The organism is Neptunicella plasticusilytica (assembly GCF_047922965.1).
Taxonomy (GTDB): domain Bacteria; phylum Pseudomonadota; class Gammaproteobacteria; order Enterobacterales; family Alteromonadaceae; genus Neptunicella; species Neptunicella plasticusilytica.
This window is the reverse complement of the sequence record NZ_CP150481.1, coordinates 2,800,877-2,821,602: the sequence shown is the minus strand read 5'-3', so window position 1 is coordinate 2,821,602 and position 20,726 is coordinate 2,800,877. Positions and strand designations below refer to the sequence as shown.

Below are 20,726 nucleotides of genomic sequence, written 5' to 3'. Positions count from 1 at the left end.
GGTAAATGAATCATCGCTGAATTGACCATTAACGCCGTGTGGCAGATAGCAACCGTCGGGTTAACGAGCTTGCTTGCATTAAAAATTTAATCGCATAACAATAATGTCGCTTATTCGTTGCAAAAAATACCAGGAGACAGTACCGAAATGCTAAGCATTAAAGAAATTGCCAAGTTAGCTGATGTATGTCCTGCTACTGTTTCCCGCGTATTACGTCATCCACATCTGGTTTCGCAGAAAAAACGTGACAAAGTCAGTGCAGTGATAAAACAAACAGGTTATGTGCCGAATAACCTTGCGGTGAATTTGCGCAATACTAAAACCTTTAAATTAATGGCAATCATTCCTGAGGTAATTAGAGCTTACAACAGCGTGATTATTCGCAGTATTGAAGATATCGCCATAGAGCATGGTTATTCACTGCTGCTCGGGGACACCCAGTCATTACAAAGCCGCGAGAAAAGCTTTGCGGATATGGCACGCAGCCGCGAAGTGGACGGCATTATTCTGTTTTGCAGCCGTTTTCCGTTTGAAGTCGATCCGGCGATACCCGTTGCCGATCAATTACCGCCGATTGTACACGCTTGTGAATCGACTGATATGCCCGGTGTTCCCAAAGTAAATATTGATAACCTGGCGGCCGCCAAAGAGGCAACCGATTATTTATTGTCGTTAGGACATAAACGTATCGGGGTTGTCGCAGGGCATTCATTAACGCCGAGCACAGAAAGCCGATTGGCGGGGTACCGGTCATCCTTGCAGGAGGCCAATATCAAGCAGGAGCCCGCCTTAATCAGTACCGGTAATTATGATTTGCAGATGGCGGCGGAAGCCACCCAGTATCTTATGTCGCTGGTTCCCAGGCCAACAGCAATATTTGCGTTTAGTGATGAAATGGCCATTGGTTGTTTAAGCGCATTGCATAAACTAAAAGTTAAGGTTCCCGAGCAAGTTTCAGTGCTGGGATTTGACGGTATATCCTATGCCCCTTTCCTGCATCCTGCGCTTAGCACTGTTGCTCAACCACTAAAAGAAATTGGTAAATCCTGTATGGAATTATTGTTACCTCAACTTAACGGCGAAAAAATGCAGGATTGTAATAAAATCTTGTCTCATCAATTGGTCATCAGGGAAAGTACCGGTCCGGTTTGTCAGAAATAACGGCTATTTTATTAATCGCAAATTAGCAGCATGCCAAAAATCATCTAATTTCATTTATTCAACCTTTTTCAATTATCAAATTTGTCCCTCATCTTGTTTATTCCGGATAAAAATATTGCTGCTGAATTATTTTTATTTTAGATGAAACGCATTTCATTTTTGATGAAACCCATTTCTTTTTTTTGAAACGCATTTCATTGCTAAGCGACTGTAGACAAAAGGAAAATCGTGTTTATATTGATTAACAACCTCGTAACAATTAGCGGCAAGTTACCTGGTTATCCAATAATTAAACTAATTAATATGGGGTTGAAAAATGGACACTCAGCGAGGATTTAACAAAACAATTCTGGCAACTACAATTGCATCAATTTTATTTTCTTTTACCACACAAAACACCTTCGCGGCACAAAATGATGACGAAGACGATACAACCGAAGTGATAAAGGTTGTAGGCGTTAAAGGAGCACAATTTACTGCCCGCGAAACAAAACGGCTAGCCCATTCCATTGTCGACGCTATCGCCGCGGAAGATATCGGTAAATTACCGGACGCGACGTTAACCGACTCGTTACAACGTATTACCGGGGTACAAATCCAGCGCAGTGCGGGAGAAGGCAGCAGTCTGAGCATCCGCGGCATGCAACAGGTGTCGGTATTGCTTAACGGCGAACAGTTTCTGGCCGCCGGTAATTTATACTCAGCCCAACCTGATTTTACCGACGTACCTGCCCAGTTATTGCGCGCAGCTACAGTATACAAAAGTACGGAAGTGAGTAACGCCCAGTCGGGAATTACCGGTACTATTGATATTGAAACTTTTCGGCCGTTTGATTTTAGTGAAGGATTTAACAGTGCCGTTGGTGCTGAATTGTCGCGTGGAGAAATCAGTAAGGAGAATGATCATACCGTTAACGGGTTAATTAGCTGGCGCAATGACAATATCGGCGTGATGGTGTCAGCTGTTACTGGTGTGCGTAATCTGGCTAACGATTATGCCGGCAGAGCCAGTGGTGATCCGGGTGGATTTGAAATGGGGCCCGGTTCTGAATTTAATGGTCAGTGGACGGTGACGCATGGTCATGGTTTCGAGTTTTTTAATGCGGCGGATGAACGTGAGCGCAATGGTATCAACGCGTCGCTACAAGCCGACCTGGGCAATGGACTCAAAGTACTGGTAGAAGGTTTTTACACCGATGCGACAGAATACAAACGCTCGGTCGGCTTAAATATTTCCAATCGTTGGCAAGGGCAGGGCAGTACCAGTGCTTATCAACAATCTTTATGGGCGCCTCGTTACAGTGATCCTAACGGTTGGAGCGGTGCCAATATCGCAGTACCAACCGGTGCGGCACAAACTATTACCGGTGAAGATGGGCGTCAATGGGTGGTCGGTAGCCAATATGATGTAGAGCCATTGTGGATTTATTCCAATACCAAAAACCAGAAATTCCGTACAGGTTCAAAAAACTTTAACTTCCAACTGGATTTTGATAACGGGTCGCCTTTGACAGGTGGCTTGCGTTTTGTGGCAGCCAAGGCAAATAACAATTCGACATTGGCCACGGTACAGGGCGGGATTAATAACTTCCGAGGCGATACAGTACAGCAATTGTACGGTCATTTTTATCCGGCCCAAACTATTGCTGATTATGGCCTGACACTTGATCCTGATCGTCTTGATGAAGTGGGTGTTGACGGTGGACGCTATGTGTTACCCAACCCGTTGGGATATGCAGAAGATCCTAATTTAACCATGCAGTACAACGGTTTTAAGACCGAGTGGGGTGGATTTGACACACCGATTGCCGGTGGCTTGGGCAATGTCGGGCTGGCCCAATATATGGCTAATAAAGACAGCTGGATCAAGGAAGGCCTGCAGATGGAACTCAATAATGATACCGAGTCCTCGATGCGTGCCAGTAGCGGGTTTGCCAAATATACCTTTGATGATTCAATGGTTAAGGATATAGAGTTTGGTGTGCGCAAGAGCACCCGCACTGTCAGCAAGGAAGATTATGATTATTGGGCACAGTTTTATGTGGATTCGGATAATCGCATCACCAGCCCTGATTTTCCCACCGCTAGTAATATAACCGGTTGTTACGCCCAGTGGCGTTCAATCGATCAGAAGTTTGACGGTGGCGCCAGTGGTTCGGAATGTTCTGCAGGAGAACGATTAGCAGGCGCTGAAGACGATCCAACTTCATTTATTCCATATTTTATTTTGCCGCCGCAAGGGCTGGACAGTAACGAAGGCGAGAAAGCCATCTTTGTTGAAGATTTAGGTGACTATGTATCCGGTATTCCCGGATTCTGGGCAACTGACCCACATTCACTGGATAATGCCGAGGACTACAACCGTGCTGTTTTTGGTGATATCAAGAAAATCATTAACCCCGGAACCAGCTATGACATCGATCTGGATGAAGCAACGGCTTACTTTAAAGCGAATTTTGAAACTGATGTATTAGTGGGTAGCTTGGGTTTCCGGTATGTCAAAACGGATATTAAAGCCAATATCTATGAGACTACCCCTATAACCCGTACTAACGGAGGTTCGGTCTATTATACCGGCCGGCAACTTCAGGAAAAGTCCCGTTCTTATTTCTTGCCGACATTTAATATGAGTTATATGCCGACTGATGACTGGGTATTCCGTATGTCGTTGTCACGTAACAAGCAAGACCTGGATCTCAATCAGTACGGTAGTAGTTTGACTATTTTTACCGGTCCGGATCCTGACGATGCAACCCAGCGAGTTCCCAGTGGCTGGAATTCTGCCGGTAGTATTGATTTGGAACCCTGGTTAACTGACAACTATGATCTATCTGCAGAGTATTATTTTGGTGAAGCCAGTATGGCGGCGATCGGCGCCTTTTTGGTCAAAATTGATACTTTTGTTGAAACCCAACAGAGTGATCTGACAGTTGAATATAATGGCAAAACCTACACTATTACCGGTACCGGGCCGGTTGAAGGTAACGGTGGTGAGGTGAAAGGCATTGAACTGGGGACCAAACTGGCCTTTAGTGACCTGTTTGGCGAGGACAGTGTGTTGGGCAATTTCGGGATTGATGCCAACTATACCTATTCCCCCAGTGAACGTCCGGGCAATGCGTCAGACGTAAGGGGAGACAAGTATCCGTTTGCGAATAATTCCGAGCATACCTATAACTTTGTCGCCTGGTATCAACAGGGACCCATTCAAGCGCGGGTTGCGGTCAATGGCCGTAGTGAACGATTTGATCGCGATTTTATGGGGGAATATGGCTTTGCTACCTATACACCATCCAGTACCTATGTTGATATCAACTTCAGTTACGATGTGATGGAAAACGTTACGGTGTATCTGCAAGGTTCCAACATTACCGGTGAAGACTATGAACAAGTCTACCGCCTGGCCGATGGCGTTGAGCAACAAGGATTTATCTACGATAACGAAGCACGTTATAACCTGGGGGTCAGAGCCAAGTTTTAACCTGGGGTAGATAACAAGCGGCGATAGATGTCTATCGCCGCTCTAATGGAGAGAATCATTTGCAACAGCAGCGCAAATTCAAAATTCTGATTGTAGGTGGCGGAACGGCTGGCTGGATGACGGCCGCCAGTTTGAGTAAACACTATGGCAAACAGGCGGATATCTGTTTGATCGAGTCAAGTGATATTCCTGCCGTCGGGGTCGGAGAGGCGACCATTCCTACTATTCGTCATTTTTATCAGGGGTTGGGGATAAGTGATCAGGAAGTCATCAGTACTGCCGAAGCCACCTGTAAACTGGGGATCGAATTTAACGGCTGGAACCGGGATGGTGAGTGCTTCTTTCATCCCTTTGGCGTTTTTGGTCAATCCATGGCAGGCGTCGAATTTCATCATTATTGGTTAAAACGCCAGCGAGCAGGTGATACTGACAATTTCTGGGAATATTCACTTGCTACCCAGATGGCAAAATCAGATCGCTTTGCCTTACCTGCCGAACATCCCCGCACTGAATTATCGGTTTTCGACTGGGCATTGCATATTGATGCCGGATTATTTGCCGGATTAATGAAACGAAAGGCACTGGCCAATGGTGTTGAGCACATTGACGGACTGGTTGACAAGGTTCGGCTCAGGGATGATGGGGATATTGACAATGTGCTATTGTGCAATGGCCAGATTGTCTACGCCGATTTATTTGTTGACTGTTCAGGCTTTAACGGGCTGTTGATCGAGCAGGCATTACATACCGGTTATCAGAATTGGCAGCAATGGTTATTATGTGACAGTGCCTGGGTGTTGCAAAGTCAATCACAACAACCTTTGTCACCTTATACCAAAGTGACAGCCGAGGATGCGGGCTGGAGATGGAATATCCCGCTACAGCACAGAATGGGTCAAGGGCATGTGTATTCCAGCCAATATATGACCGAGGAAAGCGCGCTGGATACGTTATTGCAGCAAGCCGGAAGCAGTATCGTTAAAGATCCCCGGCGCCTGGAATTTGTGCCGGGCCGCCGCAACAAAGCCTGGCATAAAAACTGTGTGGCAATCGGTTTATCAGCCGGTTTTCTGGAGCCGCTGGAAAGCACCAGCATTGCCTTAATCCAGACGGGTATCGAGCGTTTGGTAGCGTCATTGACCTCGTTCAATATACACCAGTCGGTGAAAGACGAATTTAACCACACCACCGAACAGGAATATTGCCGGGTTCGTGACTTTATCATTCTGCACTACAAATTGAACAACAGACCGGCGCAACAAGCGTTTTGGCGATATTGCCGGGACATGGCATTACCGCAGGAGTTACAACACAAGCTGGATCTTTATCAAGCCAGTGGTTATCTGGTCAACTACCGTTGGGAAATATTCCATCAGCCTAGCTGGTTGGCCATTTTGTTTGGTTTTGACTGCTACCCGCAAAGCTATGACCAACGTACTGATAGTTTGGTCGATCAGTCAACGCTGTTAAACGTGATGGACAAGATGAAAGGCAATATTAGCAAATCTTTGGATAAAACCATTCCACACCATGATTTCATTCGCCAGCACTGCAGGACATAAGAGGATATTGTAAATGCAAACTATTACCCGGTATGTGATTGTCGGCGGCGGAACAACAGGTTGGATCGCCGCTTCTATTCTGGCCAATCAGTTCCGTCATCAACCGGTGAGCATTGAACTTATAGAGTCTGAACAAATTGGTACCATTGGGGTGGGCGAGTCTACCATTCCTCCGTTTCTGGAATTGTTGCGTCAACTGGATATTGATGAAGTGGATTTTATCAGGAAGACTCAGGCCAGCTTTAAACTGGGAATTGAGTTTGTGGACTGGCGAGTAAAGGGCGAATCCTATTTTCATCCCTTTGGAGCGATAACCGCCGGGATGGACGAATACTCCTTTTATCAGCTGTGGGTGAAAAAACATGCTCAGCCTCATATCGGTGCATTACAGGATTTCTCGGTTAACAGTGAGATGGCCAAACAACACAAATTTTTTCTACCGCAGCACCAAGGCCAAACACCCTTAACCGAAGCACGCTACGCATTGCATCTGGACGCGTCATTGGTAGCGAATTATCTGCGTGAATATGCCGAACAAGCCGGTGTTAAAAGAATTGAAGGCAAGATAACGCAGGTGCAACAGCAGGATGGCCATATACAAAGTGTAACCTTACACAACGCCCGGCAGATAAGTGGCGAGTTTTTTATCGATTGTAGCGGTTTTAATGCGTTATTAATTGGTCAAAGTCTGGAAGTCGACTATCTCGACTGGTCAGCTTATTTACCTTGCGACAGGGCGGTCGTTGCCCAAACGGCCAGTACAGGACAAATTATCCCCAATACCAGAGCCACAGCTAGCGATGCCGGCTGGATTTGGCGTATTCCATTACAAAGCCGGGTGGGCAACGGTTATGTTTATTCCAGTCAATTTTGTAGTGATGAGCAGGCACACCAAAGGTTGCTGCAACATTTGCAGGGAGCGCCGCTTACCGAGCCCAGAGTCCTTCATTTTAAAACCGGTGTTCGTGCCAAAACTTGGACCGGCAACTGCCTGTCATTGGGGTTGGCGGCCGGGTTTATTGAACCATTGGAGTCTACCGCTATCCATCTTGTGGTGCGTGGCATGATCCATTTTATGCGTAATCTGCCCGGAATGGATTGTCATTCATCATTACGCAGCGAATTTAACCGTCGCATGTGCATGGATTACGAGGAAATACGTGACTTTATTGTACTGCATTATTGTTTGACTGAACGTCAGGACACCGCGTTCTGGCAATACTGTCGACAGATGGCATTACCGGATTCCTTGCTGCATACCCTGAACTATTTTAAGGCATCAGGCAGTTTGCCGGAAATGCTGGATCCGTTGTTTTCTCCTGTTAGCTGGCGTTCTGTTTGTGAAGGTATGGGAGTTCGCCCCGCACGTCATTCGGTATTGGTAGATGAACTGGATACGCCAAAGCTGGATGAGCATTTACGTCATTATGTTGAATCGTTGCAACGCTTTGTCAGTCAGCTACCGACTCATGGAGATTTTATTAAACAGCACTGTGAAAGTGCATGAGTCTAGCCGAATTTAAGCTTTTTTCTAGCAGGAAGATATTTATGTTGAAACCCATTGTGTTGCTGGCGTTATTGCTATCGCTGATAGCGTGCCAACATCAGGCAAAACCAGGTGAGGATAATATGTTTTTTACTGTTAATTCCCCCTCAGGAACAGGACAACTTCGGGTGTCCATAAACAGTCGGCATCAACCGGTATATCAGTATTTTTATCGAGGCAAAGAGGTGGTTGCAACGTCCAGGCTGGGATTTAATTTAAAAGATTTACCAGCATTGGATGGTGATTTTATCGTCGTTGATAGCCAGCAGTCAGAGCATAACGACACTTGGGAGCAACCCTGGGGAGAAGAGCATTATATTAAAGATAACTATCATCAATTACGTTTGTCGCTGCAACAGCAAGATGGCCAGCAACGTAAACTCAACCTGGTGTTCAGATTATTTGATCAAGGACTGGGATTTCGCTATGAGTTTCCCGCGCAGGACGGTTTGCAACAATTCGAAATTACCCGGGAGCTGACCGAGTTCAATGTGGACAAGGAATTATCCAGTTGGTGGACACCGGCACAGGCGGGTAACCAGTATGAGTACCTGTACCGCAACAGCCCGGTTAAGGATATTAAACTCATCCATACACCGGTGACTTTTATCTCTGCGGACAGCTATGCCTTGAGCATTCATGAGGCAGCATTGCACGATTATTCGACGATGAATCTGCAAAATAATGACGGTGTACTGTCTGCAGCATTGGTGCCCTGGTCCCCTCAAACTGATGTGAAAGTGAAGGTCAGCGCCCCATTTAAAACGCCCTGGCGCACTATATCTGTGGCTGACGATGAAACCGGTTTGATGACCAACTACATTACCCTGAATTTAAATGAGCCGAATAAACTGGGTGATGTGTCGTGGGTAAAACCCGGTAAATATGTGGGGATCTGGTGGGAATTGCATTTGGAATTGGGCAGTTGGAAACAGGGTGACAAACATGGCGCTACCACTGAAAATACCAAAAAATATATCGACTTTGCCGCCCAACATCATTTTGATGCCGTGCTGGTTGAAGGATGGAACCAGGGCTGGGACGGTGAGTGGTGGAATCATGGTGGCGGGGCTTTCAGTTTTACCCAGCCCTATCCTGATTATGATCTGGCTGAGGTGAATCGCTATGCAGCTGAAAAAGGTGTCTATATCGTTGGGCATCATGAAACAGGGGCAGATGTGGTTAACTATGAAAATCAATTGCAAGCGGCTTATCAATTGCTCGACAAGTACAACATGAAAGCCGTTAAAAGTGGTTACGTTGAAACCGGAGAAGTGTTGACGAGTGGCGAGTATCATCAGGGCCAATATTTTGTGCGTCATGCCGAGCGGGCGGTACAAATGGCCGCCAGACATCACGTAATGCTTGATGCTCATGAGACCATCAAAGATACCGGTGAGCGGCGTACCTATCCTAATCTTATGTCCAGAGAAGTGGCGCGTGGTCAGGAATACAATGCCTGGTCAGAAGATGGCGGTAATCCGCCTAATCACACCACCATTTTACCTTTTACCCGTATGTTGGCCGGTCCGATGGATTTTACTCCGGGCATTTTTGATGTGGAGTTGCCAACCCGGCCCAATAACCGGGTCAATACCACACTGGTGAAGCAATTAGCCTTATATGTGGTGTTGTATTCGCCGTTGCAAATGGCTGCGGATTTGCCACAAAACTATCAAAAGCATCTGGACGCCTTGCGTTTTATTGAAGATGTGCCGGTAGACTGGGAAACCACTAAAGTACTGGCAGGAAAAATCGGTCAATATGTGTCAATTGCCCGCCAACAACGTGATAGTGAAAACTGGTTTGTGGGTGCCATCACCAATGAAAATGCCCGGCAACTGGAAGTGGATTTCGGTTTTCTCGATCCGGATAAGCTCTATCAGGCACGTATTTATCGCGACGCTGATAATAGCCACTATCTACAAAATCCGACCCATTATCAAATAGAGGAAACGGATATCAGCGCAAAAGAAAAACGCACATTCCAGCTTGCTGCTGGCGGTGGGTTAGCCATTAGCCTGATAGCCAAATAAGTTATACTTCTTTTATTTTTAAGGTCAGGGCAGCAGCAATAAACATGCTAACACCTCCTGTGACCAGAGCGTAAATAGGCTGATTGTCAAAAACACGATTGACCAGTAATCCCAAAATACTGGCTGCCAGTATTTGTGGTAATACAATAAAAAAGTTGGAAATGCCCATATACACACCCATTTTATTAAATGGAATGGCGTTAGACAGCAATACATAAGGCATGCCCAAAATTGACGCCCAGGCAAACCCGACGCCTATCATTGATACCATCAACCAGTCAGGATCCTGGATAAACATAAAGGAAACAAATCCGCTACCACCCAATATCAGGTTAAACATATGTGTCACGCGCAAATTAGTTTGACGTACCATAGCGGGTATGAGAATTGCCGCCACAATGGTAGCTGCGTTATAGGTTGAATTTAATATTCCCGCCCAGTTAGCCCCCTGGTTATACAATGCGTCAGTGGGATCATGGCTGCCAAAATGATGACCGGTCACCGCAGCGGTCATATAAGTCCACATGGCGAAAAACGGGAACCAGGAAAAAAACTGTACAAAGGCTAGTTGCTGCATGGTTTGCGGCATGGAAAACAGATCCTGCATTATCATGGTAAAACCATTGCCTGCAGGAAAGTGACTTAGCCAGTAGCCGCAACATAACTGGCATATTCCAAAGGCCAACACGCCACCACCAAGGATGAATAGTCCTTTGTCAAGGTTATCAATGTTGAGGCTGATGATAATTACCAGCGTGACACCGAACAAACTCCACAGACTACCACTCCGGTAATATTGATGAGGCTGTCGTGGCGGGCCAGTGTTTTCTGCGGAAGGTTCAGATTCGTCAGCTTCAGCGAAATTCTCCAGTTGTTCAGGCGAATATTCACCAGTTGTCACAAAGGTCCACAATACCGCAACCAGCATGACGGTCCCCCCAAAATAAAAAGCATATTTTACTGAGTCCGGAATAACGCCAGCTTCGGCACTGTTGCTGACGGCAAAACAGTTGGTTAATAACCAGGGCAGGGCTGATGCAATAACTGAAGCGACGCCGATAAACAAGGTTTGCATCGCATAACCTAACGGGCGTTGTTGCTTGGGTAACATATCGCCCACAAAGGCTCGTGTCGGCTCCATGCAGATATTGATTGATGCATCCATAATCCACAACATTCCCGCCGCAATCCATAATAATGGTGAGTTAGGCATAATAAATAACGCCAGGCTGGCGGCAATAGCGCCGCCCAGAAAGTAGGGGCTGCGACGACCAAAACGGTTCCAGGTATGATCGCTAAGATAACCTATTACAGGCTGGACGATTAAGCCGGTAATGGGGGCGGCAACAAATAGAATTGCCATATTACCGTACTCGGCACCCAGTGTTTCAAAGATGCGGCTGATATTGGCATTTTGCAAAGAAAACCCAAACTGAATACCAAAATAGCCGAAACACAGGTTCCAAATTTGCCAAAAACTCAATTCCGGTTTAGTTCGGCGCATCGACCCTCTCGCTTGTTATTTTATGATTCAAATGGTTGCGCTTACATTAATGTTTATTGGCGTTTTATAAGCATATAACTATTTGAATTTAAAAGCTTATACTAACTTTTTACCACAAGTTAACAGATCGCCCAGGGATCGGATGTTGAATACGTATGCAAACCGGTCAGATTGAGGTTATTCATGCACGACCTTCATGCCTAGCAGTTTGGCCTGGGCGGCGATTTCAGACAGGTATTGTTCGGTTTCTGCCGGTTTGATTTTGCCTGAGCTCATGCCCAGGTTACACCAGCTTGGATTGCATTTATCGTCATTATCCTTGAACACACAGCGATGCTTGTTGTCCGGTTGGAATACCAGTTGTACCGCCCACATGGCACCCAGTTTGCGCAATTTCATCTGAATTTCGCCGGGATTGGCAACACTGCTGATGGTTTCGCCATCTTTCCAGGACGGTATGTCGGCGTCCATAAAGGATTTGCCCTGCTCATAAAAAAGATCGGAAACGCTATTATCGGCATTAATATGACACACCCTGTAAGCATTGACTTCCTTAGGTCGTGATTTTTCCACTTCACGTAAAAATGACCAGGCTCGCTGTTCTGGTGAGGCGTTTTCGTTTAGCGATGTCTGGAATGACGAGGAAGGTTGTTGAGGTGTTTGGCATCCGGCCAGTATGAGTATGGAAAATGCGAATAATAGTGGCTTCTTCATTGTTGTGCACCTGCCGGGTTATTAGGGTTCAGTTTTAATGGAGTATCTCGATAGACAACCGTTGCTTCTTGGGCATACCAGCGACGACCAACGCATAGGAATTATCCATCATTCGTTCGATTTCTCCTTGCGGTACGGAGTTATCCAGTATTACCGTATTCCACTGTTGTTTGTTCATATGATAACCGGGAATGATGCTATTAAATATATCACGCAAAATAACCGCTTCATCAGGATCGCATTTGAGATTTAACCAATAATGATCCTTATTTCCTTTGCCTTTCGCCAAAGTGGCGAACATTTTGGTTTTCACCTTGAATACTTTTACATCTTTACCAAACGGATAATCAAGTGAGGTTGCCGGTTTGGACAGTAAATACTGTTCAATTTGTATTGAGTTCATGGCGCAGTCTCATTAGCTGTATCGGGACATATTTTCTTAATATAAGATAAGTTAACGGCGCTACAGTCAAGCCTATATGATCAGACCATACAAGGAGTCGCAGCAAAAGTGAAATGGTGGAATAGTATTTTGTCTGTTTTATTGTTGCTGTCTTTGGCTATCAACCTGTGGCTCTACTCTCAATTGGGTCATCGGCTTGAGGTCACATCTGATGCTATTCAGGACGAGTTACCCGGACCGAACAATAACCCGTTAACTATCAGCAAATCTCCCTCGTTAATTACCAAAATGCAACATACCGGACAACTTGACTCCCAGTTATTGGAGCAAGTATTGCGACAAACTGGTAACCAGCAAAAACAGCAGTGGTTGGCGCAAGTCAGACAATGGTTGGAGCAAGGCAAATATCAGCAGGTAAAAGCGTTTTTGCAGCTTTATCTGCAATATTATCCGCAAGATATTGATTTTCTGATGCTGGAAGCCGACTGTATGGTTAAAACCGAATTGCTGAGCCGGGCACTGGAACATTACTATCAGCTATTGGAATACCCGTTGTCCGATATTCAATATCAGCAAATACAATCAACTATTTATTCGCTGGCATTCGACACCATTAGTCAACTCAGGAAAGTTTATTCCTGGGATATTCTGGCTGCCTTTGTCGAGCCGTTATGGCAAATCGAGCCAACTAAACGCGAGTACATATTGGCATTAGCCGAAGCCTATTCGGCGTTATCCCAAGGTAACCTGATGGAAAGTACCTTGGCATCACTAGCATATGATGATCCAGATGCAATGCAGATCCGGCAGCATTACGCACGACTGATACAGCAAGCTGAGCCGCTTGATGAAATTGAGCTGTCAACAGAACGTTTCAATCGTCAACGGCCGATAAAATTGCAACAGTTTGGAGACCAATTTGTGGTGCCCGCAGTGTTAAATCGCAATAAAATCAATTTATTAATTGATACGGGTGCTTCAATGACCGCTATCTCGCAGCGGCATTTTATACGTAACCAAGGTCACTACCAGGCCCGTTTTATTGGTCGTTTTTCGGTACATACTGCCTCCGGTGAGGAAACTGCACCTATGTATCAGTTTGCCCAACTCGCCATTGGTGAGCATGTGGTTAACAACATTACTCTGGTGGTTTTGCCGATGAGCGGATTTGAAAGTTCCGATGGCTTATTGGGAATGAACTTTCTGCGTGAATTTGATTTTAAAATAGATCAGCAAGTTGGCTTATTGTATTTACTGGGGATATAAAAAAAGGGCTTACGCCCTTTTTTGATTAAATGAAATCCGGTTATACGAGGGGATTCCGACATTCGGTGCGGATACCACGACGATTGCCTTCGGTATAGAGATGAACATTCAAGGTTATGTTGTGCAATTGCTGCCAAAGCATCTGTTTGTCCACGCCAGGGCAAATAGATACCTGCATATATTCTTGCAAATTGGCCTTATTCATTTCTAACTCACCGGGAGCTTCGATATACGCATTGATGGTGCCGTTAAACGCACGGGCGCCCTTGTAATACCAATTGCTGCGGGTCAGGGAGGTATAAAAGACCCCGTTAACAATTTTTAGGGTATTGTCCGGTACTGATGCTGAGGGAGCATCGCCTTCAGGCGTTGAGGCATAAGTCTGGCCTTGCATACAGCCAGACTGGGTGAGTAACGTAACTACAGCTAACAATAGCATCGCTGCTATTTTTCCAGTCTTGAACGGGATCGTTGTTGCCATTGATTACACCTCTTATTACTCTCAGATTGGCTATCGGCAAGCTGCAATAAAACTAAAGTAAATTGATAAAAATTTTGGTGAAGGTGACTTGGTCATGTTTTATCGAGTAAAATATTGCCCTTCATATCGGCACTAATGTCATAGGTGTTATGTACAAATTTCTCAGTTTTTTATTAATGGCAAAGGTCAAGATCCTGTCGCATTTATTTTATCGTGGTAGCAGAACCTGGCTGAGTGATGAGCGGGAAGAGTCCTTTAGTAAAGTGAAACTTATCGTTTTCCTTAATCACACCAGTTTATTTGAGCCTCTTTTTATCCGCTTTGCCAGTTGGCGTCTGGTCTGGGATATTGCGCACAAAGTGGTGGTGCCGGGGGCCGACATAACCATGAAGCGTCCTTTGGCCGGCAAAATGCTTAAGGCATTGTTACCCGAGGCAATCCCTATTACGCGCAAAAAAGATGAATCGTGGCAGCACTTTTTGTCCCATGTCAGTCATGACGTTATTACCGCTATTTTGCCGGAAGGGCGAATGAAACGCCCCAATGGTCTGGATAAACATGGTAAACCAATGAACGTGCGTGGTGGTGTGGCGGAAATACTGGAGCGCTTGCATAAAGGCAAGATCCTGTTTGTTTACAGCGGTGGACTGCATCACATTCAAAGTCCAGGAGACAAGTTACCACGCTTGTTTAAAACCATATCAGCTAATCTGGAACTGGTGGATATTGCTAAATACAAGTTACAACTGGAAAAACTGGCAGAGAAAAGTTTTAAAGCCAAAGTGATGGCTGATATGGACAGGCGCTTGCTAGAATTTGTGCCCTAAAAATCGACTTTTTTGCGCAGTTGTTTCTTTTGGCCGGATTTGGTTTTGCTGTCCATTCGTTTGGTCTGTGAGGCTTTACTGGGTTTGGTTGGACGGCGTGCTTTTTGGGTTTTACCGGCCTGTAAAATAATCTCGACCAGCCGTTGCTGGGCGTCCTGACGATTCATGTCCTGAGTGCGATGGGCCTGCGCTTTAATTACCAGAATACCGTCTTGAGTCACGCGTGAATCTTTCATCGCCAGTAATTTTTGTTTGTAAAAATCCGGTAAGGAAGAAGCATTGATATCAAAACGGAGATGAATCGCCGAGGCGACTTTATTAACATTTTGTCCTCCCGCACCCTGAGCGCGGATGGCCGTCATATCTATTTCATCGTCTGCCAGGACAATAAAGTCGTTAACTCTAATCATCAGAAATTAAGGTAGTACCTTTTTATAGGGTTTAACCGTGACCTTGGCATAGACACCCGCGTCAATATAAGGGTCGTTATCCGCCCATTGCTGTGCTTCAATCAGGCTTGAAAATTCAGCCACCACCAATGAACCGCTAAAACCGGCTTCGCCCGGATCGCCGCTGTCAATGGCTGGAGTGGGGCCAGCAATCAGCAATCGACCTTGCTGTTTAAGTTGTTGTAATCTTTCCAGATGATCCGGGCGCGCTTTCAAACGCGCCTGCAAAGAATTAGCTCGGTCTTCGGCGTAAATCATATACCACATTATTATTTTTTCTCTTGTTCGTTCGAGTGCTGGTCTGTGGGCAGATAGCGGTACAGGTAGGCAATGGTCAGCACGGTAAATACCAGACTGGCGGCGGTCATCCAGAATACCTTGAAATTCACCCATTGTTCTTGCGTGTATTCATAGGCTACCAAAAGATTAACGATGGCCGCTAGCAGGAAAAAGATGCCCCAGGCCAGATTAACCCGGTTCCAGATATTATCCGGCAGCTGAATAGCCGATTCCATCATTTGTTTTAACGCAGGGCGCTTAATGATTTGACTACCAAATAACACTGCGGCAAATATCAGATAAACCACTGTAGGTTTCCACATAATGAAAGTTTCATCGCGCAGGAACAGGGTAAAACCACCAAATATCATCACTATGGCAAAGAAGATCCATTGCTGTTTGGTGATTTGTTTTTTTAAAATATAGGTCACTACGAGTTGCAGTGTAAAAGCGATCATCAGGGCACCGGTTGCCCAGAAAATATCATGTGTCTTATAAAACACGAAAAATATCAGCAGCGGTAAAAACTCGACTAAAGCCTGCATCTGGATCCTCTAGTTATAAAGCAGTTCGGTTCGGATACTAACACAGTTTGACCGACTGGTTAGCTATCCGTTCCGATAACTTTGTTTCACCTTGTTGCAGCTTTCATTTGCCGGACAAAATCAGCCAATTTGCTGTGTAAGGCGCTCTTGTCGGACAAATTATCATTGATAATGTTAACCGTGGCTGAACCCGCAATCGCCCCCGCAGCGCCTGCCGCAATGGCGGCTTTTACATGCTCGGGTTTGGATATACCAAAACCTATTATGGCTGGAGCGGCATGGTGTTGATTGAGTTTATTGACCAGTTCGGTGACCGGTGTGGTCGCTGTCGATTCGGTGCCAGTTACACCGGCGCGCCCCAACAAATATGTATAACCTTGAGTATTGCGAGCAATGTCGGCTAAGGCATCTTCACTGGCATTGGGCGGAGCAATTAATATCTGTTTTATGCCGTGCTCACGGGCAGCGAGTCGGAAAGGCTCTCCCTCACGCAGTGGTACATCGGCTAACAGAATTGAATCTACGCCATGTTGTGCCGCGGTTTGGTAAAAAGCGTTAATGCCGCGTTTAAACACCAGATTGCTGTACAGTAATAGTCCAATGGCAATATGTGGATAGCGCTGTCGAACCCGCTGGATAATGTCAAAACAGTCATCGGGACGAATATGTTGTCCCAGCGCTCGAATACTGGCCAGCTGGATGGTGGGGCCATCGGCGATAGGATCAGAATAGGGAAAGCCCAGTTCTAATGCGTCGGCTCCATTGTCGACCAAGGTACAGATGATCTCGAAGCTGGTATCGATATCCGGATCGCCTAACATCACGAAGGGCACAAAAGCGCCTTCATTTTTGGTTTTAAGCTGGTTGAATAAATCGGCATATCTGTCCAAGGTATTATTCTCCACTTTGATGTTCTCCCTTCAGGATCTTTTGTACATGATCAATATCCTTGTCACCCCGGCCGGATAGGTTTACTACGATAATGGTCTCTTTATCCGCTTGCTCGGCCATTTTTAGGGCATGAGCCAAAGCATGGGAGGATTCTAAAGCGGGAATAATCCCTTCCTTGCGGGCCAATAACTGAAACGCTTCCAGCGCTTCATCATCGGTTACCGAAGTATACTGGGCTCGACCTATATCGTGTAAATGGGCATGCTGTGGCCCCACTGCCGGATAATCCAGTCCGGCCGACACCGAATAGGATTCTTCTATCTGACCATCTCGATCTTGCATAATGTAACTGTGCGCGCCGTGTAATATGCCGGAACTGCCGGTGGCAATAGCGGCGCCATGCTGATTGGTGTCGATGCCTTTTCCGGCAGGCTCAACACCAATTAATGCCACTTCCGGTGAGTCAATAAAATCGGCAAATATACCGATGGCGTTGGAACCACCACCCACGCAAGCGACAATAGAATCGGGTAAGCGTCCCTCTTTTTGGATGATTTGTTCACGCACTTCCTCGCCAATCATGCGATGAAATTCGCGCACTATTGTGGGGAAAGGATGAGGTCCGGCTGCGGTGCCTAGCAAATAATGGGCGTTTTCATAGCTGCCTGACCAGTCCCGCAAAGCTTCGTTGACGGCGTCTTTCAAGGTGCCGGAACCGGCATCCACAGGGATCACTTCAGCGCCCATCAAACGCATCCGGAACACATTTGGGGCTTGGCGTTCCACATCCTTGGCGCCCATGTAAATGCGCGCTTTCAAACCTAACAGCGCACAGGCCAGTGCTGTGGCGGTGCCGTGTTGCCCGGCTCCGGTTTCAGCAATCACGTGGGTTTTGCCCATGCGTTTGGTAAGCAAGGCCTGTCCTAAAACCTGATTGGTTTTATGCGCACCACCGTGTAACAGATCTTCGCGTTTTAAATACAGACTGACCTTAGGGTTACTGACGATATTCCTGACTTTGGTCAGTGGTGTCGGTCGACCTGCATAATCTTTTAGCAGGCTGATAAATTCTTGCTGGAATTCGGGATCCTGCTGGGCGTCGATAAATGCCTGTTCAAGTTGATCCAGGGCGGGGATGAGTAGTTCCGGTACGTACATCCCGCCGTACTGGCCAAATTTGGGATCGAGTTTATTGCTCATGCTGTCCTCAATATGTTCTTAATTCGCTAAATAATTCGCTAATTCGGGTTACGTCTTTTTGCCCAGGTTGACTCTCTACACCGGAGTTAACATCCAGAATGGCAGCTCCAATGATTGCGGCTGACCTGATATTTTGCGGGCTTAATCCACCGGCCAGTATCAGGCTGGATTTATCTGCCAACTGCGACAGTAACTGCCAGTTGAAACTTTGTCCGGTGCCGCCGGTCTGCTGGCCTATTTGGCAATCCAGCAAAAAGTAGTCAACGTTGGTATTATCCAATTCAGGTAATCGCGTGGTGACACCTTTGGCCTGCCATATTTCAACATCAATCGGCAACTGCTGCCTTAGCTGATCAATATAATCCTGATCTTCGCCGCCATGCAGTTGAACAGCGGATAGATTTAATCTAGTCACAGCTTCCAGTAAAAATTCGACAGGCTGGTTAACAAACACGCCGACATAATCCTGTGGGGCATTATCGGTAATCTGTTTGGCTTGCGATAAACTGATACAACGTGGTGATTTTTCAGCAAAGATCAGACCGGCATAGCTGGCAGGAGATTGTTGTACTTTAATGCCATCTTCTTTATTGGTAATACCGCAAATTTTCACCTTGCCGTACAGCAGTTTTTGTACTGCTTTGGCGACATTCTGTTCGGCCATCAAACTACTGCCAACCAAAAAGCCATTGACCACCGGAGCCAGTTTGCGCACATCACTATGGGTATAAATACCAGACTCGCTGATTAAAATCGCGTCTTTAGGCAGTAATGGTGCCAAACGGAAGGTGGTATTTAAATTAGTGCTTAAATCACGTAAATCGCGATTATTGATACCGATGATTTTGGCGCCCAGACGGCAGGCTCGATGGGCCTCTTGCTCATTGCTGACTTCTGTCAGTACATCCAGTCGATAACGTTCTGCCAGGTTCGCCATTTCGGTGTAAGTGGTGTCATCCAGTACCGATAACATCAGTAAAATCGCATCAGCGTTGTGGTAGCGAGCTAAGTGCACCTGATAGGGATCGATAAAAAAATCTTTATTCAGTACCGGTTGGGAAACCCGTTCGCGCACGTAGCGCAAATAATCAAAACTGCCGGAGAAATATTTTTTATCGGTTAATACTGAAATGGCTGCCGCATAAGGCGAATAGGCGGCAATAATTTCATCCAGATCGAAGTTTTCCCTGATTAGGCCTTTAGAGGGAGATGCCTTTTTACATTCCAGAATAAAACCGGCATTAGGCTGGCTAAGGGCAGCAAACATACTTCGGTCAGACGGAGTTAAGGTTTTGATAAAACTGTCCAACGGTAACTGCTGTTTCAGTTTGACCAGCTCTTCGGCTTTATTGGCACAGATTTTTTCCAATACATTAGCCACGGCTGATCTCCGCTGCTAGATTGATGGTTTGTATCGCTTTACCTGATTTGATGGTTGCAAGTGCCATATCCGTACCTTGTTTCAGATTATCTACTTTACCGGTCAACTTAAGCAGCATTGCCACATTTGCTGCCACCGCAGCGTTATGAGCTGGTTGGCCTTGACCCTCCAGGATGGCTTGAATCAACTGCCTATTATGCTCAGGATCGCCGCCTTTAATCGCTTCCAATGGATATTCCTGTAAACCAAATTCAAGCGGATAAATGGTTTCGGCATTCATGTCACCATCTTGCAAGGTGACAATTTCGGTCGGACCGTGCAGCGCAACTTCATCCAGCCCACTGCCATGCACCAATAGCGCATTTTGATAGCCCAGCAGTTTGAGTGTTTGCGCAAAGGGCATCAATAAATCGGCGTGGTAGACACCAATCATAATGTGACTGGGCCGTGCCGGATTCACCAACGGCCCCAGTAGATTGAAGATGGTGCGACTTTTCAGCGTTTGTCTGACATTCATCGCGTGTTTGATGCCTGCATGGTAGCGAGGGGCAAACAGAAAGCACAAGTTAGCTTCGTCCAGACATCGTTTGGCGGTTTGCGGTTCCATCATCAAGTTAAGGCCAAAGGCGGTAAACAAGTCGGCAGAGCCTGATTGACTGGATACACTGCGGTTGCCATGTTTAGCCACTTTAACCCCACAGGCTGCAGCAACAATGGCAGAGGCCGAAGAGATATTAATGGTGTTGTGACCGTCGCCTCCGGTACCGACAATATCGGCAAAGTCATAATCAGGGCGCTTAAACGCCGTGGCATTGTCGATTAGTGCGGCTGCCGCTCCCGCCAGTTCTGCCGGCGTTTCACCCTGGAACTTCAGCGCGGTTAGCATGGCAGATAACAGGATTTCGTCGATTTCCCCTTGAACCACCTGGCTGAAAAATGTCTGGCTTTGTTGCTGTGACAGCGGATTACCTTGATAGAGTTGTTCAAATAAATTGTGCAT

General features: G+C 46.2%; 18 protein-coding genes. 7 read left to right on the top strand and 11 right to left on the bottom strand.

All coding sequences use genetic code 11. From position 1 onward, the window contains the following. Positions 1 to 147 precede the first annotated feature (147 nt). From V1467_RS12635 to V1467_RS12615, 5 genes are all read left to right on the top strand, one after another. A complete protein-coding gene (locus V1467_RS12635; RefSeq protein ID WP_416305331.1) occupies positions 148 to 1,161 on the top strand; it encodes a LacI family DNA-binding transcriptional regulator in 1,014 nt (337 codons plus the stop codon). A 316-nt stretch (positions 1,162 to 1,477) separates the two neighbouring features. Next, a complete protein-coding gene (locus V1467_RS12630) occupies positions 1,478 to 4,642 on the top strand; it encodes a TonB-dependent receptor (protein WP_416305330.1) in 3,165 nt (1,054 codons plus the stop codon). A 59-nt stretch (positions 4,643 to 4,701) separates the two neighbouring features. Continuing rightward, a complete protein-coding gene (locus tag V1467_RS12625; protein WP_416305329.1) occupies positions 4,702 to 6,204 on the top strand; it encodes a tryptophan halogenase family protein in 1,503 nt (500 codons plus the stop codon). 13 nt (positions 6,205 to 6,217) lie between these two features. Beyond that, positions 6,218 to 7,711: a tryptophan halogenase family protein gene (locus V1467_RS12620; RefSeq protein WP_416305328.1), complete on the top strand. Its 1,494-nt coding sequence runs from the start codon at positions 6,218 to 6,220 to the stop codon at positions 7,709 to 7,711. Between the two features lie 41 nt (positions 7,712 to 7,752). Further along, the gene (locus tag V1467_RS12615; RefSeq protein ID WP_416305327.1) at positions 7,753 to 9,786 is read left to right on the top strand and encodes a glycoside hydrolase family 97 protein; all 2,034 of its coding nucleotides are present in this window, start codon (positions 7,753 to 7,755) and stop codon (positions 9,784 to 9,786) included. A 1-nt stretch (position 9,787) separates the two neighbouring features. Here V1467_RS12615 and V1467_RS12610 read toward each other — a convergent pair whose 3' ends face one another. The 3 genes from V1467_RS12610 to V1467_RS12600 form a co-directional block, all read right to left on the bottom strand. Continuing rightward, entirely contained in the window at positions 9,788 to 11,290 is a 1,503-nt protein-coding gene (locus V1467_RS12610) for an MFS transporter (RefSeq protein ID WP_416305326.1), read from the bottom strand. 177 nt (positions 11,291 to 11,467) lie between these two features. Continuing rightward, positions 11,468 to 12,004 (bottom strand): lipoprotein, encoded by a 537-nt coding sequence (locus V1467_RS12605; RefSeq protein WP_416305325.1) that lies wholly within the window; start codon positions 12,002 to 12,004, stop codon positions 11,468 to 11,470. A 34-nt stretch (positions 12,005 to 12,038) separates the two neighbouring features. Further along, positions 12,039 to 12,407 (bottom strand): MmcQ/YjbR family DNA-binding protein, encoded by a 369-nt coding sequence (locus V1467_RS12600; RefSeq protein WP_416305324.1) that lies wholly within the window; start codon positions 12,405 to 12,407, stop codon positions 12,039 to 12,041. A 108-nt stretch (positions 12,408 to 12,515) separates the two neighbouring features. Here V1467_RS12600 and V1467_RS12595 point away from each other — a divergent pair, with 108 nt between their 5' ends. Continuing rightward, positions 12,516 to 13,673: a retropepsin-like aspartic protease family protein gene (locus tag V1467_RS12595; protein ID WP_416305323.1), complete on the top strand. Its 1,158-nt coding sequence runs from the start codon at positions 12,516 to 12,518 to the stop codon at positions 13,671 to 13,673. Positions 13,674 to 13,713: 40 nt separating this feature from the next. Here V1467_RS12595 and V1467_RS12590 read toward each other — a convergent pair whose 3' ends face one another. Continuing rightward, positions 13,714 to 14,154: a hypothetical protein gene (locus V1467_RS12590; RefSeq protein WP_416305322.1), complete on the bottom strand. Its 441-nt coding sequence runs from the start codon at positions 14,152 to 14,154 to the stop codon at positions 13,714 to 13,716. 176 nt (positions 14,155 to 14,330) lie between these two features. Here V1467_RS12590 and V1467_RS12585 point away from each other — a divergent pair, with 176 nt between their 5' ends. Continuing rightward, positions 14,331 to 14,981: a 1-acyl-sn-glycerol-3-phosphate acyltransferase gene (locus tag V1467_RS12585; protein ID WP_416305321.1), complete on the top strand. Its 651-nt coding sequence runs from the start codon at positions 14,331 to 14,333 to the stop codon at positions 14,979 to 14,981. On the opposite strand, the gene arfB is transcribed toward V1467_RS12585, so the two are convergent. The 7 genes from arfB to trpD form a co-directional block, all read right to left on the bottom strand. Then, positions 14,978 to 15,391: an alternative ribosome rescue aminoacyl-tRNA hydrolase ArfB gene (gene arfB / locus V1467_RS12580; protein WP_416305320.1), complete on the bottom strand. Its 414-nt coding sequence runs from the start codon at positions 15,389 to 15,391 to the stop codon at positions 14,978 to 14,980. The genes V1467_RS12585 and arfB overlap by 4 nt on opposite strands. A gap of 6 nt (positions 15,392 to 15,397) precedes the next feature. Further along, positions 15,398 to 15,697 carry a YciI family protein gene (locus V1467_RS12575; protein WP_416305319.1) on the bottom strand — a complete coding sequence of 100 codons (300 nt, stop codon included), beginning with the start codon at positions 15,695 to 15,697 and terminating at the stop codon, positions 15,398 to 15,400. Between the two features lie 2 nt (positions 15,698 to 15,699). Continuing rightward, on the bottom strand, positions 15,700 to 16,254 hold the full coding sequence (locus tag V1467_RS12570; RefSeq protein WP_416305318.1) for a septation protein A: 555 nt from the start codon (positions 16,252 to 16,254) through the stop codon (positions 15,700 to 15,702). Between the two features lie 86 nt (positions 16,255 to 16,340). Beyond that, positions 16,341 to 17,144 carry a tryptophan synthase subunit alpha gene (trpA, locus tag V1467_RS12565; RefSeq protein WP_416308701.1) on the bottom strand — a complete coding sequence of 268 codons (804 nt, stop codon included), beginning with the start codon at positions 17,142 to 17,144 and terminating at the stop codon, positions 16,341 to 16,343. A gap of 4 nt (positions 17,145 to 17,148) precedes the next feature. Continuing rightward, the gene (gene trpB / locus V1467_RS12560; RefSeq protein ID WP_416305317.1) at positions 17,149 to 18,345 is read right to left on the bottom strand and encodes a tryptophan synthase subunit beta; all 1,197 of its coding nucleotides are present in this window, start codon (positions 18,343 to 18,345) and stop codon (positions 17,149 to 17,151) included. Positions 18,346 to 18,352: 7 nt separating this feature from the next. Further along, positions 18,353 to 19,726, bottom strand: a complete 1,374-nt coding sequence (trpCF, locus tag V1467_RS12555; RefSeq protein WP_416305316.1) for a bifunctional indole-3-glycerol-phosphate synthase TrpC/phosphoribosylanthranilate isomerase TrpF — start codon at positions 19,724 to 19,726, stop codon at positions 18,353 to 18,355. After that, positions 19,719 to 20,726, bottom strand: coding sequence for an anthranilate phosphoribosyltransferase (gene trpD / locus V1467_RS12550; RefSeq protein WP_416305315.1), 1,008 nt, complete (start codon positions 20,724 to 20,726; stop codon positions 19,719 to 19,721). Before trpD ends, trpCF begins: the two co-directional genes overlap by 8 nt.

Coding starts and splice junctions, on each gene's coding strand:
- V1467_RS12610 (WP_416305326.1), bottom strand. CDS start 11,290: ATGCGCCGAACTAAACCGGAATTGAGTTTTTGGCAAATTTGGAACCTG.
- V1467_RS12615 (WP_416305327.1), top strand. CDS start 7,753: ATGTTGAAACCCATTGTGTTGCTGGCGTTATTGCTATCGCTGATAGCG.
- V1467_RS12605 (WP_416305325.1), bottom strand. CDS start 12,004: ATGAAGAAGCCACTATTATTCGCATTTTCCATACTCATACTGGCCGGA.
- trpD (WP_416305315.1), bottom strand. CDS start 20,726: ATGCACAATTTATTTGAACAACTCTATCAAGGTAATCCGCTGTCACAG.
- V1467_RS12630 (WP_416305330.1), top strand. CDS start 1,478: ATGGACACTCAGCGAGGATTTAACAAAACAATTCTGGCAACTACAATT.
- V1467_RS12575 (WP_416305319.1), bottom strand. CDS start 15,697: ATGTGGTATATGATTTACGCCGAAGACCGAGCTAATTCTTTGCAGGCG.
- arfB (WP_416305320.1), bottom strand. CDS start 15,391: ATGATTAGAGTTAACGACTTTATTGTCCTGGCAGACGATGAAATAGAT.
- V1467_RS12585 (WP_416305321.1), top strand. CDS start 14,331: ATGGCAAAGGTCAAGATCCTGTCGCATTTATTTTATCGTGGTAGCAGA.
- V1467_RS12590 (WP_416305322.1), bottom strand. CDS start 14,154: ATGGCAACAACGATCCCGTTCAAGACTGGAAAAATAGCAGCGATGCTA.
- trpB (WP_416305317.1), bottom strand. CDS start 18,345: ATGAGCAATAAACTCGATCCCAAATTTGGCCAGTACGGCGGGATGTAC.
- V1467_RS12635 (WP_416305331.1), top strand. CDS start 148: ATGCTAAGCATTAAAGAAATTGCCAAGTTAGCTGATGTATGTCCTGCT.
- V1467_RS12620 (WP_416305328.1), top strand. CDS start 6,218: ATGCAAACTATTACCCGGTATGTGATTGTCGGCGGCGGAACAACAGGT.
- V1467_RS12570 (WP_416305318.1), bottom strand. CDS start 16,254: ATGCAGGCTTTAGTCGAGTTTTTACCGCTGCTGATATTTTTCGTGTTT.
- V1467_RS12600 (WP_416305324.1), bottom strand. CDS start 12,407: ATGAACTCAATACAAATTGAACAGTATTTACTGTCCAAACCGGCAACC.